This window comes from Methanothrix soehngenii GP6, assembly GCF_000204415.1.
GTDB lineage: Archaea > Halobacteriota > Methanosarcinia > Methanotrichales > Methanotrichaceae > Methanothrix > Methanothrix soehngenii.
Window position 1 is genome coordinate 638,474 of the sequence record NC_015416.1, and the last position, 16,697, is coordinate 655,170.

Consider the following 16,697-nt stretch of genomic DNA (forward strand, 5'->3'; position numbering starts at 1 on the left):
GCGTTCATATTCATGCGGATGATCCTTTATTTCCCGGCAAGGGGAGGAACCTGGGCCCCTGATTCCAGTCGAACTTGTTTGCCCGGGAGATGTAACCGGCAACCTCTTTTATCCCATCCCATCCTCCATAGCGATAAGCATTGTACCACACCCTTCCAGAGATGCGCAGGGGCACATACCAGGAATGGACCTGGCGGAGCGACCGGTCTAATATCTCCTGCATCTCATCCGGTTTTATATGGGGGTGGTTCCAGACCAGATGCTTTCCATCATAATGATGATAGTCCTGGTCGAATATGCCATACTTCTCCTCGATCTCTCTCCACAATGGGGTCTGGGGCAAAGGAGTAATGACGCATATCTGAGTTATGTCCAGCTTGAGGGCAGCCAGCTTCTTTATGTCCACCTTTAGCGACTCTTTTGTATCCTCCTCAAATCCGATCATATAGTAGCCAATCGTCCCCAGGCCTCGAGCCTGCAGCATTCTCAGCGTCTCCAGAATATCCTCGGTGCCTTCCTTCTTCTTGATTTCGTCCAGACGCTCTTGATGCAGGTTCTCAATGCCGATAGCCGCCCCGGCAAAGCCGGATACCTGTTTGCCGTTCTTCATCCGGGCGTCAGCCCAATCATCGATCTTCTTTCTCAGATAATCAGCCCGGGCCATGCACCCCCAGACCATCCCATACTTGTCCAGGAGCTTCACAACCTCATCCGCATGGCGGCGGTTGCAACCGAAGTTCTCATCCTCGATTATCACCACATTTATTCCCATTTTTTTGTAGTAGGCAAGAACCCTCTCGATGCTCTCCAGGGAGATTATATTGGGTTTATTGCAGAAAACCGGAGTCTGGCAGAACTTGCATCCCACTGGGCAGCCCCGGGTAGTGAAAAGGACCCCATAGATGTTCACCTTGATATTGAAGGGCGTATTCAGATACTCGATAAGCGGCGGATGGATGACATCCTTTATCTGCCTGCCGAAATAGGGCGCCAGTTGATGCTCTGCATATCCCACAAAGACCTTGTCGAACCTGTCCTGCACGGCGGTGGTTAGGGCTCCATAGTTTCCTGCCCAGACCTCTCCTGCCCCCGCACTGCGTGCCGCCTCTGCCATCTCTACTGCTTCGTGGGTCTCGCTAAGGTAAAAGGAGAGGCCAACAACATCCCAGCCCTCTTGGAGCTTCTTTTCATATTCATCCCAGGTGGGGAACTCCAGTATCTCAATCTCCGGAATGTTCTGCTTCAGGAATCTCAGGCCGAAGGATTGAATGCGCGGCCAGTAAAATCTGAACCATGACCGGGTGTTGGCCCCGATGTAGTCGTATGGCTCAGAGCTATTTCGGTAAGCGGTTGTAAAGAGGACTCGATGAGTCATAACTCCCAAGATCGCTCCCATGGAAGATTAAGGTTACGATTACTGATTGCACTTGTTAATTCCATATAAATTCCAACAGAATTTTGCCGCTCAGAATAAAATGATACTGGCAGCCTAAGCATATCCATTCTGTCCAGGATGTCGGCTCTCCAGTTCTCGCTTTTCTGCTTTATCCTTCTCCATGCTGTCCATCTCATTTTGCACCACATTGAAGACCTCTGAAACTCCGGCGTACTTTCCGGCAAACCACCCGCAGGCAAAGATATCCGCATTACTCCTGTCCACTCCAGACTCCTCTATCAGCCTTCCAATCCATTCCTCGGGAGTATCCGATTGCGCAAAGGAGTCTCTCACCTTCCTGGCGATTTCATCGGCCCGCTCCTTGGTAATTCCCAACAGCTCATAGAGCGCTATTCTCGCCATATCGTCCTGCCTTTTTTCCGATTCCGCCTCTCTTCAGCTCGGCTGAACTTCCCGGGCGCGGGCAAGGAGATTCTCATAGGCCTTTGCTGCCAGATCATGAACATCTAGCCCCATCTCTCTCGCTAGCAGGAGTACCACTGCATCCATCTCCACCAGCTTTTTCAGCGAATCCTGCTTATCATTAGCGAGGGCTATGACCTCCTTTCTGCTCATGCCCGTCTGGGAGGTGATCAGCCTAATTCCCTGGTCAAGTATGGCCTCTTCCGTCGAGGGTTTAAATCCCAGGGGTACATCCACCGCATCGATATCAAACGCCGCTGACACTATCTCTCCATCCATCTTCACCATCCCCTCAGCTTCCGCTTCTCTGAGTAGAGCGCGCACCTTCTCTGGAGATCCCCATTTCAGGTCTAAAGAGAGGGCAAATATGAAATCGCTGATCTTCAGGCTTTTCTTGCCCCGCTTCTTAAAGGGCGTGGCCACGAGGATTTCTTTCTCACGGTCCAAAGAAACACACCAGATCTGTTCTCGCACATAACAGATATAAACCAGTCTGTCCAGAAAGACCAATCAAATTAGAGGGTGAATGAATTCCCGCAATCCTCTGGGCAAAGGATTTAAAGCGAGCAGATGTGATATTTCACTGTGCAAAGATCCAGTATATGACAAGTGGGGCAAGATGAGGCTGATATACCCGATTATAATACTGTTCCTGCTGATCGGCGCCGGCGCCGCCCAGCTGGCACCAGACAAGGAAAGATTTGACATCGTTCTTCATCCAGGGGATGGAGATGAGAGGATTCTTAAGGTGATGAATAATGGGGACTCAACCATCTTCAATATCGCTAAAACCGAAATGATCGGAAATGCCAGGGATTTTATCTTCATCGACGTTCCAGAGGATAAGCCTCTTTCTCCTGGAGAGGAGGCGGAGATCAAGATCTATATCGGTATACCCCCGGAGACCAAGCCTGGAGTCTACACCGGATTCGTATACTTGATGGAGAGCGCTCCTCCCTCCATTCCGGTGCGAATAGACTTTCATATTAATGTCGTTGTGCAGGAGAGCTACGGCATTGCTATGACCGTGGATGATGCCAAATCAGCCTATCTCCGGGCAAGCGCTAAAGATATTGCCCAGTTCAATCTGGCAGTCAAGAATCTGGGCTCATTCAGAGATATCGCCTCGATTGACGCGGGAGCTGTGCCCGAGGGCTGGAGCGTCGTGCTGATGGACGATGACGAGCCCATGAGCATGCCCTATGACCTGCCCCTGAATCCCGGGGCAACTCATGAGATCAAACTGCAGATACAGACAGACAAGCCCGGATCTCGGGAGAATGTCACCATCACTGCCACATCCCTGGGCAACCGGTCCATGAACTCCTCAATCCAGGCAGAGGTCGAGTTCGGAATGGTGGTCAGAGGCTACGATACCGATATCCTGGTCCCGGAGAAGATCGCCACCAATAAGAGCTATGAGGGCAAATTCAAGGTAATTCTGGACGTCAAAGAGGACATATGGGTCTCGATGCAATCTCCGGATGAGCTTATAGTCATCCCCCAGTCACAAATGGTAACGGTCACACCAGAGGTGCCTGGGTTGGCCAACTTCACCTTCCTGGCATCAAAAGGGGGCGAGTATCCGCTTACCTTCCAGCTATTGGATTCCCACGGCATTCCCATGCCTGAGGAGACCGTCACTATTGTGGCTGCGCCTCCAGAGGGATTGGCGGTGCTCACCGGAGATGACATCATCTATGGCACTATTGGTACCCTGGCCTTATTTGGCAATAGGAGCCCATCCATATTTATGGTTCCTGCGGATGAGATCTCCGATGATTACCTGCAGAAGCTGCAGAGCTATCTGGAAATCGTGATCCTGGGCAATGATTCTGTGATCCCCTCTGGTGTTGAGGAGAAACTGAAAGATATTGAACTCAAGCGCATTCAAAGCGATAGCCTCTTTGAAGAGTGCTGGCTGTTCACGAAACTGATGTGGGATAATGGCACATCCGAGGTTGTCTTGACCACCCCCAGGGAGGCAGACATATTCAGAGCCTATAAGATAGCGATGAACGAGGGATTACCGATGGTGGTGTGCAGAGGCAACGTCACTGGTGCCTCCATAGAAGCTATTGAGGATATGACCAGACGCAATACAACCCTCTCTCGGGCGATGGTCGTGGGCAGAGTGGGAGAGGATTATACAGAGGCACTTAGCGAAGCGGGTGTCTTATTAGAGGAGGTGAGCGCTTGAGACGTCTTTATTTATTATTATTCGTGGCAATACTGTCCGCCACTCTGCTCTCCGCCGCAGACGATAAACCACTGGCGAGAGGAGTGAAAGGCGAGGTCGAGGATATCATCCTGGTGGGAGCAGACGACTGGCATGCATCTGTTGCTGCTACTCCCCTCGCCATCTATTCTCAGGAGAACGAGACCGTCATCAAGCCTATGCTAATCCTCCCCAAAGAGGTGCATGCTGGAGAGAGAAATGGCTGGATTGAGGAGAGCGATCTGGAGCGATACGGTGCTTCGGCAATCCTGGATACCCTCAAAGGAGCAAACGTCAGCGCTATAACCATACATGGTTCCGGCGAGAAGGTCGGTGCGCTGGTGAAGGCGGCTCAAAAGGACGGAATCGAAGCTTATGTTGCCGTCACTTTAGAGATTCCTGAATCCCAGGCTTCATCGGAGGCGCTGGAAGGTCTGGACAGCAAAGAGATGGCAATGATGGCTGAGGTTGGCCTCGCCACAACAGAGCCGGATCGGTCCACCATCGATCGCTCTATGCTGCAGGAGCCAAATCCAGAGATCGGGGGAAACAGCAGCTATTACTGCCCGATGAACCCAGAGGTAAAAGACCGTCTTTATAACCAAATTGAGATGCTGATCGATGACTATCATGTCGATGGAGTCGTCCTATATCGGTTCGGATTCCAGGATGAGAATCACTGCTACTGCGATGTATGCAAAGAGAAGTTCTATCAGGACACGGGAATAGATATCAGCAAGGTCAATGCCAATAGCTACAACCGGGAGAAGTGGGCTGAATGGAAGCAGGACCAGCTCATGGATATCGTAATGGATGCCCGGAACATCACATCTGACCTGGGCCCTGTGCTGCTCGGAGTGGCACTGGACAGCCCATTTGACCGAAGCAAGGGATACAACTTTGCCCGGATGACTGGGGTGGCAGACTTTGCCTTTATATCTCCTGTTTCTCCCCAGGATGTCAAGCTGGCCAGCAGAGAGAGCACGAATCCCGTTTATGTTCGCCTTAATGATGATTATGTGGGCTATGTCCTCTCCACCCAGAATGTGAAGGGAGCTGTAAGCTATATCGAGGATCTGGTGGGATCAGGTGCCTCGGGAGTCGTCTTCGAGTACGATGTGGTCCATACACCCCTCTGGTCTGAGCTTGAGCCTCCCTCCTCGGCGGCCAGTTGGCTGCTGCGGCAGCTTAATGGAGAGGTTCTTGCGGTGGGAAATATCTCCTGGAGGAGCGACTCGAACATAAGGGTCAACAACAGCTTTGATCTGAGTGAGCAGATAAGTCGCCGCTGGGCGAGCTCTCCAGGAGCAGTAATTGTGGGTGAGAATTATACTGCTGCTCTCCAGGCGGCCACTATTGCATCCTATCTGAACTGGCCGCTGTTGTTTGTGAATGAGGCGCTGCCGGAGGAGACCCGATCGGCTCTCGTCCGGCTGGGGGCAAAGGATGTGATCTTGGCAGGTCCGACAGGGGAGAGGGTGAGACAAAACCTGAGCCAGATGAATATCACCCTTATCGAGGGCAGCGGTGATCTGCTGGTCGAGGAGATGGAAAGAAGGAACGAGAGTCCATCAATGGTTGTCTTGACCAACTCCCATGATCTATCCCTCCTGCCGCCGGCGTCGAGCAAGGCGGTTGAGCGTTCGTTGGTTGGAGATCTGCTGGTGAGAACGGAGCTATCCCCTGACCAGGTTCCTGCAGAGGAAGATGGAGAGGTGGTCAGGCTCAATTTTACCCTCACCAATAGTGGAGATGAGGTGCTCAGGGGGGTGCAGCTACGAGATATCTTTCCCATGGGGCGGCTCATAAGGCTGGCGAGCACCGCATACGGGGAGGTCAATGTGACCGACCCCTACAGCAGAAAGCCGGTTACAGAGACCTCCGCTTTTCTTAATGGATCTCTGATCCGCTGGGATTTCGGCCGGCTCGAGCCTGGAGAGTCCGCCAGCCTGAATGTTGAGGTAGAGCTGCTATATCCCATGGATGCCGGCTGGTCGCAGCGCCTGGACACTGGAGCTACTGCCGCCTATGAAGGCTTCTCTTACAACCATACTCTCAGAAATGTGGACGATCCGCCTATAATCAATCTAACCTATCCCAAATGGATCTACTCAGGCAGCACCAATATCTCCTGGAACATTGAGCGGAACAGCAGTTATCTCGCTTTAAACCTTTACAGCCCGGACGAGAGATCTGGCCGCCTGAAGCTGACAAACATAACCAGGGATGGGCTCTATGATGTGAGAGTCTCCCTTCAAACTCCAGGCAACTGGCTCTTCAATATCGAGACGGATGAGGCCCGGACTGAAAACTACACCATAGAGGTTCGCTCCAATGTCAAGGTCTTGAATATCACAGCATTCAGCCATACCAAGGTCCCCAGGCTCTCTATGGTGGCAGCGGGGGCGGCATCATCTCATAAAGCCATCCTGATTGACGTGGCCTGTGATCCCCAAAAGATCGATCCCCTGGTGGTGGAGGAGACGCTAAATCAAAAGGTAGCGGAGCTTAACCTGGATCCGGAGTATCTCATGGTGGTGGGCGATCCCGGCTCTATTCCTTTCATATCCACCGGGCTCATCCAGAAGCTTTCGGAGGTTATGGAATATGAGGTCTACAGAGACTATCAGATCAAGCCGGATTTGAACAACTACAGCACGGTGGCTGTGGGAAGGATCATGGGGCTATCGGTTTACGATGCCTCCCAGCTCATGGCCCGCACAATGGCTTATGATCGGCTAAATGGAAGCTGGAAGAATAATGGGCTGGTTGTATCCTCTCCTGCTCTCTCATTTCCTCAGGCTCCTGTGGGAATACGCATAAAGGAGTATCTGGAGGAGGCAGGTCTCATGGTCAAGGATCTGCGTCATGAAGAGGCTACTTATCAGCAGACGATATCGCAATTGAACAACGGCCAGAATATCGCTCATTTCGATCATCACGGAAGCGAGGATTCATGGGGGCTGTCTGCCTGGTCAATGACGGATTCAGCTCTTACCGGGTCGCAGGTAAAAGAGCTGAGTTTGCCTCCTCAGACAACCACTGCTTCTGCCTGTGTTACCACCAACCTGAAGGGATACTATCTGAATGTGACCGGCACGAGGATGTATGTCCCCGGAAACCTGGAGGATTCCATCGCTCTGGCATTCATAAGGGCGGGAGCGGTAAACTACATTGGAGGCTCAGCCTTATCCTATATCTTCCTCTCAGACGACTACTACAAGAGCTTCTATCAGTCCCTGATCTTCAGGAATTCCACAGTGGGTCAGGCCCAGCTGGATGCGGACAACCTCTTTCGGCTGAAGTCCAGAGGCACTGAAAGCCTAAAGCCGAACTCAGATTACGATGAGGTCCTGCCTGCCTGGGATATCTCCGTTCATGAGATGCTCAACCAGACCTCTTACATGAACGTAATCCTGGGCGATCCGAGCTTCAAGCCCGCTTTGCCAAAATCTCCTTCTCTTCCTTATGCCACCGTTCTCTCGGCGGAGAACGAAACCGATCTGAATCAGACGATTTTAAATGTGGCAGTGATTCCGCTTAACGAGAGCGCTACCGATTGGGTATACTGGATTGAGTCAAAGAGCTCCAGCGGACTTCTAAACCTCGATGCCACTCCCGCCATCATAGGTGAGGTGCTCTTGCCCAAGGACGCAGAGAAGATCGTGGTAAAGGAGGAGGGGTTATCCCTCTGGCATGATGAATATTCCCGGGGCTTGGAGAAGAGGGTGATGTGGCCCATCATCAGGCCGAAGCTTGGGGAGAAGAGGAGCTTTATTGTCGAGTACGAGCTGATACCCGGTCAGGTTCAAAGGATCAATGTCACTGCCGGCTGGAATGCTGTGTCCATCTATCTGAACCCGCGGGATGCATCTGCGGAGAGATACCTGAAGAACAAACCCTACAGGAGCATATTCACCATTGCCGAAGATGGATGGAATTTCGGCATGAAAGAGGCAGGCAAGCTCAATGTGACTCAATTCAAAGCAGGTGAGGGATATCTCATAGACAGCACCGGGAACTTCACAATGGAGATACCGGGAAAGCCGGTCGACCTCCCCTGCCGACTGGATCTGCATGTGGGCTGGAATATGATCGGACTGCCGGTGAATCAGACCGTTGATCTGGCTAACATCACCATCAATGCCGAGCATAAGAGGTACAGGTACCCGGAGGCAGTAGAAAAGGGCCTGGTCTCAGCATTCGTCTGGAAGCATGAGGGCGGGGACTGGACCAATCTAGGAGAGAACGAGACTCTGGAGCCAGGAAGGGCATATCTCTTCGAGGCGAAGAGGGAGGCCAAGCTCGAGTTCCGCTAATAAGAGCTTTTAGCGGAACGCCTTATCTTTTTTTCCGGTACAGCTCTCTCATCATCTCCCGGTGCATGGAGGCCATCATATCTCCCTGCATGCCGATCATGAACAATTGGATGCCGACTATGATCAGAATCGCCGTCAATATAGTTAAGGGAACATGCTCTATTCTCCACAATAACCAGTCTCTGGCCACATAGACCCCTACCAGAAAGCCGAGCAATCCCACGAATGAGCCCATCAGGCCAAAGTAGAACATGGGGTTCTCCGTCTTGGCCATGCGGAAGATGGTGAGAATGATCTTCAGACCGTCCCGGAACGGATGCAGCTTTGTCTTGGTTCCGGCGGACCGGGGCTGGTAGGTGATGGGAACCTCGATTATCCTCAGGCCTTTCTTTACGCTCTCAATGGTCATCTCCGACTCGATCTCAAAGCCAGGCATGGATAGATCGAGCATCCTTATTCCTTCCGTGGTGAAGGCTCTGTAGCCGGACAGGATATCGTGCAGCTGGACTCGGTAGATTGCCGCAAAGAAGCGGTTGATCATCTTATTGCCGAACATATTCAGCCTTTTGATGGCTCCTCCCTGAATGTTCTCCAGCCTGTTTCCCACCACGTGATCTGCCTGTCCCTCTAAGATGGGCTCCATGATCCTGGCAGCATCGCGAGGAAGGTAGGTGCCGTCCCCGTCGATTAAGAGGATGTACCTCTCCTTTATATGGCCGAAGACCTCCTTTAGAGCCTGGCCTTTGCCCGATCCCGACTGAATGAAAACTTTTGCGCCGGACGCTCTGGCTTTCTCTACGGTCTTGTCGGTGCTATGGCCGTCCACGACCAGGATGTTATCATAGCCCAGCTCCTGGAATTCGCGGATGACGGGCTGGATGGATTTCTCTTCGTTGAGGGTCGGTATGAGAATGCAGATGTCTTTATGGCTCACGCTTAAATCAGCTCTGGCGAAATTTTCAGGCTTTCATCGCCTGGTGGATGATCTTTTTGTATTGCTCCTCCAGCTCTTTCATATCCCCTCTGGTGGTCTCGATATACAGCCGGATGATGGGCTCGGTGTTGCTCGGCCGGATGAGAACGCTGTAGCTTTCGGTGGTGATCTTCAAGCCATCTGTTGTGTCCGGCTCAAAGAAAGCCAGTGAATCGGCCAGGCGGAGCATAACCGCTGCCGGGTCTTCATTGAGGTGGACGCTCATCTGTTTATAGGGATAATCAGGTATCATGCCCGCCAGATCTGAGAGCTTCTCTCCACTGGACACGATCTCAGCCAGGGCGAGGCTCATGGCGAAGGGATCATCAGAATACTGGAACTCGGGCAGGAAGAAGTGGCCGCTTCGTTCTACGCCCAGAACCGCTTTTGAGTTTTTCACCCGGTTTGCCACGAAGACATCGCCCACCCTCTCTCGCAGAACCTTTATGCCATCCTTTTCCAGCTCTCGCTCCAGGATCATTGAACAGTCGAAGCCGGATATGACCAGGTCACCGGGCTTGTACCTTGCCCGGGTGATGATGATCGCCACCTTCTCCGGGGGCAGGACAGCTCCTTTATCATCGATGACGATTCCCCTGTCAGCATCCGGATCAAATCCCACGCCGAAATCTGCCTCTTTTTTCTTTAGCATCTGGCAGGCAGGGCGCAAAGATTCCTCATTGGGAGCGGGACCTCGGCCGGGAAACAGGCCGTCCGTGGTTCCGTTTAAAATCAAAGGATTAAAACCCAGCTGCTGGTAGAAGGAGGCCATTGTGCAGGCTGCACCATTTCCCATGTCTAAAACCAGCTTGAGGGGACGCTTGAGGTTCAGCTTCCCTTGCACATACTCCCTGTATCTCTCGATCGCCTCCCCTGGATCGCGATCGGTCTTGATCCCCTGGCCAGCGAGAAAGCCCCCCTCCCGATAGTACTTCATTATGGAGGACTCCTGATAGAGCAGGCCATAACCGTCACAGGTTCTGAATCGCACGCCGTTGTACTCCGGCGGATTATGAGAGGCGGATATGTAGGCTGCGGCCTTGAGCTCCTCTTTCCAGGTGATAAAGCTGATTATGGCAATGGGGATGATGCCAAAGCTGTTAACCTGGCAGCCTGTGCTCAGTACTCCATCCAGGAACGCCTTCTGGAGGCTTGGGCCACTGATCCGGGTATCTCTTCCCAGGGAGACTGAACCACCTTCAGCATAAGATCCAAAGGATTCACCAACTCTCTTCACCAACTGCTCTGTGAGATCGGTGCCGTAGACACCTCTGACATCATAAGCTCTGAATACTGTCACATGCATCCGTTGTGTCTCGGGCATTTAAATTATTTTCTGCCAGGAAAAAAGAAGTTGGAGAAAAGATAGGAGAGGATCATCGGATAAAAAATCGATACGATCTCATGGATCGATGGTTTGCGGCCGATTTTGCCACAAAAAGTAGCGCCAATCGTTATAATATTTTCCTTTCCTCGATCTTGCTACCGCTTCTTCTCATGTAGCCCATCTATGATTCCTGTTTTGTGAGGATTATCTCCATCGAAGAGACATTCACCATCTTTCCTTCCTCGTTGGGAATGGATTCCGTGCCGATGATTATGTTCTTGACTGTGAGATTGGGCATGAACCTGTTTCTTGTTATCTCTGCCGTATCCACAGCGCGGGAGATGGCACGCCCTCTTGCTTTCAATATCACACTGGCAATAGGCTTGTTAAACTGGGTCATAACTGCCAGGACGTAGTTCATGACTGGTTTGTCTCCAATGAAAATCACTGCATCGTCTTCCATGGTTTAGCCCCTCCGTTCACTTTTCTTGGGCAGGTTATTAACTCTTTCTCTCTACGATTTCGGCAAAGGCGAAGTTGGTCAAAACGGCATCCACCTTAACTAGAAGCTCTTCTTTCAGCTTCGATCCTCGGACAATAATCGCGAAGCCCTCCACCATGGCCACGCCGTCTCCAGATTTGCCCACAGATTCTATCCGAACATTGAGCATGTCCCCTTTGCGGACCGGGGCAGAAAGGAGCTTCTTTCCCACTACATAGGTCTCTGCGCTCTCCTTTCTTGAGGCCGCAGGCGAATGGGCATGAACAACGGCAAACTCCCGTCTGACATCATTGAGAAAATCTATGAACATATCTCCCTGAAACACCTTGACCACGAAGTTGCCCCGCGGCCGGAGGAGCTTTTTGGCCATTTCAAGAGCGGACCGGGCCAGGTCTATGGAGATGGCATGGTCCCTGTCCCAGGCCCCGGAGAGATTGGGGGCGGCGTCGCATATCACCACATCTGCATCCCCACCAAGGGCATCTTTTACCTGGTCCACTGTGCTCAGGGCGGTGATGTCCGCCCTGAAGGTGACCACTCCTGGGATGGGGGTGATGCCCTCCAGGTCCACTCCCACGATCTTTCCTCCGGAGAGCTTCTGGGCTACCTGCAGCCAGCCGCCTGGCGCCGCCCCCAGGTCGACCACGGAGTCGCCTTTTTTTATGACATGGAACTTCTCATTTATCTGCAGGAGCTTGTAGGCCGATCGGGCCCTGTAGCCTTCCTCTTTCGCCTTGCGGTAGTAGTGATCCTTCTGGTCTCGGGCCATCTGCGGGATAGAATGGCTGTCATAGGATATAGACTTGCCCGAGGGTGGCATATGGGGTTGGCCAGGCCAGGTTAAGCCTGGCGGTTTATGACCGGCAAGCGAAGCCATTATAAACCTAAACCGGCGTCTTGAATGATGCGAGAGAGGAAGGACGGCTGCCGCTGGCCAGCTCCGGCCGGTGTGGAAAGTCCCTCCACCACTGGACACACAGACATCCCAAAGGATGTGGGGCGAGAGCTCCGGCTCTGGCACAGAAACGATACCGCGCAGCGTTAAAGCTATGATGCCGAAAGGCTGAGGTCGCGCTGAATGCGGATGAAACGGCGAAACCCTGTGGGTGCAAGCCAAAATAGAGCTGCTAACATGGACGTCCAGCCAAGCTCGGGTATGGCGCTAAGCTGAATGCCGTCATAGAACAGAAGGGGGCTTACTCTCCTCACTCGTATATCAAATCTTATGATTTCTCAATTCTTCTGCGCTCCTCTGAAATCCTGCCAATTTTTCTCAAATAGGTCCATATATCCATTCATTAGCAGTTATTTCATAGTGATGCAGGATGCTCACCATGTGAGGGTTTCGGTTTAGCACCAATTAGAAGAGATTTAAATTCTTGCGTTAATATTTTCAATCTGTATGGTCGTTTTTAAGTCAATTCATCCATTATGTAGCCTCTTTTTCAGCATTTCGCCTTGCTTTTTCTCTGGCTCAAACAACAGACCAAGGATGATACATCAGCGGCATGAAAAACCAGTATGCCTTAAGAGTTTTTCATGTTGAGACGCAGAGAAACAAAGGCTATAATCGCTGCTGTGCCTCACCCACATAATTTAGCGAAGAGCCTGGAATTCTAACCATCGAAGACATGATTCAATGCATAGCACAGGCAGGATACGACGTTAAAAGGAAAAAATCTGGGGTAAATGGATAATGCCACTAACATTTGGTTTTTTTGTTTTTCACCGGAAACAGCGAATAGCCCTTTTTTTTCATTTTTCAGGCAAAGTAAATTGAGATCAATTATGTTCAATATAGATATAAATATAAAATAACCAGTGAATTGAAAGAGGGCACCTTTCGACCTTCTGTGGAGCGCCTAAACATACGCCATCACATAACCTATAAATAAAGGCGTGGAATATGTATAAAAAATAGATGTAGGATGTAGGAGGTAGCATATTGATATACAGACAGCGGAAAGCATTGCTGGCCCTATGGGCCTTATGCATAGGGATATCGCTCTTTGGATTAGCCATAGGGCAGAATACATACGATGCATACCCTGGAGCGCCCACACCAGTGACCACTCAGATCCCCACACCGGCACCAACGGCCGAGACCCAAACGACTATCCCTTCACAGGTACAGACGACAGTGCCTGCCTCGAATCAGATGCAACCCACTTCCATTGTGGCACCATCGGCAGCGCAACAGCAGCAAACGGCAGTCATGACCACACCGGTTGTATCATCTAGCTCAGCCACCGCCACTGCTGTTTACTCTGCTCAGGCACCTCCTGCAACACAGCAGAATGTACTGCTGACCTGATCAGCGATGACTTCCTCCCTACATCTCTCGTTAGCCGACGAGTCGAGTCTCCTCTTTGAATAACGCACTCATTCCGATCTCCTTTAATCTTGCAGAAACAGAATCGGTCATATTGAGATACCATGTTTTGACCTCGTTGCCAAATCGAACCTCGACTCTTTGCACCACGGCCAGATCCCGCAAAAACATATCCGCGCTCTCCCAAGATCCTTCTTTGCCAGAAGCCTCTTTGAGCTTCCATTGAAGCACAGCCAACAATCGATATGCAAGCATGCAGACGAAAAGGTAAGCTTTCACACGATGCTCCAATCTGTGTCGAACAGGTTCGACCTCTTCATGTGTTTTCAAAACACGAAAGACTTTCTCTATGAAGTCCTTTTCCAGATACATGTTCACAGCATTATTTGCATTTAATGAGTAATCAGTAGATAATATGAGCCATTTTCCATCATATTTTTCCGCAGATCGGAGTCTCTGTCGATCATAACTCCATTCAATCCTAGGCCCGTCTTTTTTTCTGCGCACGCTGGCATCAATAAAGCCAGACCACTGTCCGACTATGTTTTTTATTCGATCATGGAGTCGTTTTTCGGACCAGTCTTTTCCAGTCTGGCTTAGCTCGTTGAGGCTTTCTCCGATTACGGAAAGCGCTTCATTTCTTGCATCAGCATCCTTCACGCTTCTTTCGCGATTGGCATAAACGATTGTAGAGCGTTCTTTTCCGAAAAGTTCATTTTCTGTCTTTATCGCATAGATATGCCCCGCATGACTGCTGCGGACAAGCGAATCAGGGCTAATTGGGATTTTGGTTTTGCCGATGATTTCTTTTGCTTCTTTCGATGTTTTAGGTACGCCGCATATCAGTTTCCACCCAGACTCATCTACCATTTGCACATGTTTTTTTGATACGTTTCCGCGATCCCATATTAGAGTTCCAGGTTCAATGGCCATTTTAGATAAGCGATTCAGCAGGTTTTTCACTGTGGATATGCTGTGACGGCTTCCGTTGTACACAAAATGCGAAAGAGGATATCGATCTCGTTTTGACACAAGAATCGCGAGGTTAGCTTGACGCCGACGAATTCTATCAGGATTATATCCAAGCTCAGCAAGAGGGCAACTAACTCCGAAAAACAGCAAAGTTGTAAGGTCGTAAGCTAATGTCTCTTTTTCATCGGCAGGGAGTGGATGGCTTTTTCGCCATCTATGGTACAGAGCGTCATCTATCCTCGAACTCAAATCGGTAATAGAAGCTGCGGTCTTGTCTTCCTTGCATACGAAATCAAGTGCAAAAAGGAATGCATCCTTTGTGAAGACATCTGCGGGAAGACCTGCAAGATGCGGGAGATCTGTAGTTTGCACCCATCGCTCAAGCATAGTAGCACTATCTGGGTCGATCGCACGGTTTATTGCCCAAACAGTCAGCAATTTCCCTGGAGAGACGCCGTTTAAGCCTGAATCGGAGCAGCAGATTCCGTCGATTATCTGGATAAAACCAAGATCCTCGGCAATCGACCAGAGCAATTGAACGTCACCTGCTCGATATGATCTGGACAAATCAAGTCGATCTATGACCTTCTTACGAGGTTTATAGGTATCGGATTTGGCATCTTCTCGTCCAATATAGCGCACGAACTTACTGACTACTTTTCCCTCTTCCCTTGTGGTTTTGTATTCCTCAAGGTAAACATGACCTCCTCGCTTGCGCCTTTTGATAGCCATGTGGGGAGTATACTCCCTACAAGCATAAGTATATTTCGGTACGAGGATAATTTAATATAGTGGCTTATTTTGGAAAATCAGTTTCAGAAATGGCTCATTAACAGAAGGATAAATTCTAGTGGGGAGTAAGTGCCACGCTGTTCAGGTGCTGACATACGATGTTCAGACCGCTCCTCCCTCGGCGGTATACTACAGCGGATCATATTTGCCCTGGACATCTTTCTATCAGGTATTCTCAGCAAACGCCCCAGCACTCTGGATCTCATCATCCCTGGGATGGGCCTGGTATGCCACCAGTCCTGCGGGGAGCTGGGTGCAGGAGCTGATGTATGTCCCGGTCACGGGAAGCATGAAGGTGTATGACCTGTACCCCGACGGCACAACAAGATACGTCAACTACGGATTTGCCACTCCGGGCTATAAGCTCAGGTGGTTCCGCGCCGATACGCCCGGCAGGTACATGACCATGGTTACTATAGCCGACATTCCGAGCAACTACATCATCGTCGACGCGGCATAGCTCAACCGATCTCATTTCAAGCTGTGGAAAATTGAATGATCAAGAAAGGATGATGATATGATATTCAACTTAGCTAAAAGGTCGCTGGTGAGCCTTCTTTGCCTGGGCATTGCATTGGCCGGGATCGTTTTAGTCGGATTTGCTTTGGCCGCAGACAATCAGGGTGATGGGACATATGACGCATATCCTGGGGGACCACAGCCCGTCACCGGGCAGCAGGCGCAGGCGACTATAGTCAGCACCACTACGCCTGGCCAGACAGCCACCACCGTGGTTCAGGAATCAGTTACATCCACGGTAAAGACAGGAAAGCCGTTGATTCAGATTGGCTCAGTGGGCAGAGCGGAGAGCGTAACGACCAATAGCAAAATAACCGCGACCTATACCACCCAGGCCCCGCCGGTCACTGAACAGAAGGTTCTGCTGAACTACAATGTCCAGACTGCCCCACCAACGGCGGTGTATTACAGCGGCACTTTCATGCCCTGGGCATCGTTCTCGCAAACATTCCAGGCGAATTCGCCCTTGCTGTGGGTGGCATCGTCTGCTGGCTGGTCCTGGCAAGCGACTTGTCCTGTTGGCGGCTGGATCCAGAATCTAATGTATGTGCCCTACACCGGAACCATGAAGATGTATGAGTTCTATCCTGACGGGACTGTCAAGCTCTACAGCTATGGATTCAACAATCCGGGCTACAAGTACATCTGGTTCTATGCAGATACACCGGGAAGGCATGTATCGCTGTTCACCATATTCGATAAGCCAAGCAACTACATAACCATCGATGTGGTATAGAGTTCTGGGATTATGCTCATTACTCTATCCCCTTTTTTGGTTAATTTTTGGAGGTTTGGCTGGGCAATAGGTAGATTATAGCAAAAAATCTGCAACAATAGCATGATAAAAATAACAATCACTATTAAAAAATGAGCATTGGTAGCTAT

The 16,697-nt window shown here is 50.7% G+C and carries 13 protein-coding genes and 1 other RNA gene; 6 read left to right on the forward strand and 8 right to left on the reverse strand.

Going from position 1 to position 16,697, the window contains the following annotated elements; all coding sequences use genetic code 11:
- Positions 1–10: 10 nt before the first annotated feature.
- The 3 genes from MCON_RS03105 to MCON_RS03115 all read right to left on the reverse strand — a co-directional run bounded on the left by MCON_RS03105 (position 11) and on the right by MCON_RS03115 (position 2,305).
- The gene (locus MCON_RS03105; protein ID WP_052297604.1) at positions 11–1,375 is read right to left on the reverse strand and encodes a B12-binding domain-containing radical SAM protein; all 1,365 of its coding nucleotides are present in this window, start codon (positions 1,373–1,375) and stop codon (positions 11–13) included.
- Between the two features lie 114 nt (positions 1,376–1,489).
- The gene (locus MCON_RS03110; RefSeq protein ID WP_013718591.1) at positions 1,490–1,798 is read right to left on the reverse strand and encodes a hypothetical protein; all 309 of its coding nucleotides are present in this window, start codon (positions 1,796–1,798) and stop codon (positions 1,490–1,492) included.
- Between the two features lie 33 nt (positions 1,799–1,831).
- Entirely contained in the window at positions 1,832–2,305 is a 474-nt protein-coding gene (locus MCON_RS03115) for a DUF2240 family protein (protein ID WP_157863651.1), read from the reverse strand.
- 172 nt (positions 2,306–2,477) lie between these two features.
- On the opposite strand from MCON_RS03115, the gene MCON_RS03120 reads away from it, so the two are divergent.
- Together MCON_RS03120 and MCON_RS03125 are read left to right on the forward strand one after the other, a co-directional pair.
- Complete coding sequence (locus tag MCON_RS03120; protein ID WP_157863652.1) at positions 2,478–4,058, forward strand: COG1470 family protein; 1,581 nt, start codon at positions 2,478–2,480, stop codon at positions 4,056–4,058.
- Complete coding sequence (locus MCON_RS03125; protein WP_013718594.1) at positions 4,055–8,395, forward strand: C25 family cysteine peptidase; 4,341 nt, start codon at positions 4,055–4,057, stop codon at positions 8,393–8,395. Before MCON_RS03120 ends, MCON_RS03125 begins: the two co-directional genes overlap by 4 nt.
- A 22-nt stretch (positions 8,396–8,417) precedes the next feature.
- Here MCON_RS03125 and aglJ read toward each other — a convergent pair whose 3' ends face one another.
- The 4 genes from aglJ to MCON_RS03145 form a co-directional block, all read right to left on the reverse strand.
- Positions 8,418–9,329, reverse strand: a complete 912-nt coding sequence (aglJ, locus tag MCON_RS03130) for an S-layer glycoprotein N-glycosyltransferase AglJ (RefSeq protein ID WP_013718595.1) — start codon at positions 9,327–9,329, stop codon at positions 8,418–8,420.
- A 25-nt stretch (positions 9,330–9,354) separates the two neighbouring features.
- A complete protein-coding gene (locus tag MCON_RS03135; protein ID WP_013718596.1) occupies positions 9,355–10,674 on the reverse strand; it encodes a phosphoglucomutase in 1,320 nt (439 codons plus the stop codon).
- A gap of 202 nt (positions 10,675–10,876) precedes the next feature.
- Positions 10,877–11,158 carry a DNA-binding protein Alba gene (gene albA, locus MCON_RS03140; protein WP_013718597.1) on the reverse strand — a complete coding sequence of 94 codons (282 nt, stop codon included), beginning with the start codon at positions 11,156–11,158 and terminating at the stop codon, positions 10,877–10,879.
- Positions 11,159–11,195: 37 nt separating this feature from the next.
- Complete coding sequence (locus MCON_RS03145; protein WP_013718598.1) at positions 11,196–11,966, reverse strand: 23S rRNA (uridine(2552)-2'-O)-methyltransferase; 771 nt, start codon at positions 11,964–11,966, stop codon at positions 11,196–11,198.
- A gap of 139 nt (positions 11,967–12,105) precedes the next feature.
- Between MCON_RS03145 and rnpB the strand changes: the two genes are divergently transcribed.
- Both rnpB and MCON_RS15970 read left to right on the forward strand, forming a co-directional pair.
- Positions 12,106–12,408, forward strand: an RNA gene (rnpB, locus tag MCON_RS15435) — RNase P RNA component.
- A 734-nt stretch (positions 12,409–13,142) separates the two neighbouring features.
- A complete protein-coding gene (locus MCON_RS15970) occupies positions 13,143–13,511 on the forward strand; it encodes a hypothetical protein (protein WP_013718599.1) in 369 nt (122 codons plus the stop codon).
- A 30-nt stretch (positions 13,512–13,541) separates the two neighbouring features.
- Here MCON_RS15970 and MCON_RS03150 read toward each other — a convergent pair whose 3' ends face one another.
- Complete coding sequence (locus tag MCON_RS03150) at positions 13,542–15,233, reverse strand: IS1634 family transposase (protein WP_013718213.1); 1,692 nt, start codon at positions 15,231–15,233, stop codon at positions 13,542–13,544.
- Positions 15,234–15,351: 118 nt separating this feature from the next.
- Here MCON_RS03150 and MCON_RS03155 point away from each other — a divergent pair, with 118 nt between their 5' ends.
- Both MCON_RS03155 and MCON_RS03160 read left to right on the forward strand, forming a co-directional pair.
- Positions 15,352–15,753 carry a hypothetical protein gene (locus MCON_RS03155; RefSeq protein ID WP_162144991.1) on the forward strand — a complete coding sequence of 134 codons (402 nt, stop codon included), beginning with the start codon at positions 15,352–15,354 and terminating at the stop codon, positions 15,751–15,753.
- A gap of 57 nt (positions 15,754–15,810) precedes the next feature.
- Positions 15,811–16,548 (forward strand): hypothetical protein, encoded by a 738-nt coding sequence (locus tag MCON_RS03160; RefSeq protein ID WP_013718601.1) that lies wholly within the window; start codon positions 15,811–15,813, stop codon positions 16,546–16,548.
- The last annotated feature ends 149 nt before the right edge of the window (positions 16,549–16,697 follow it).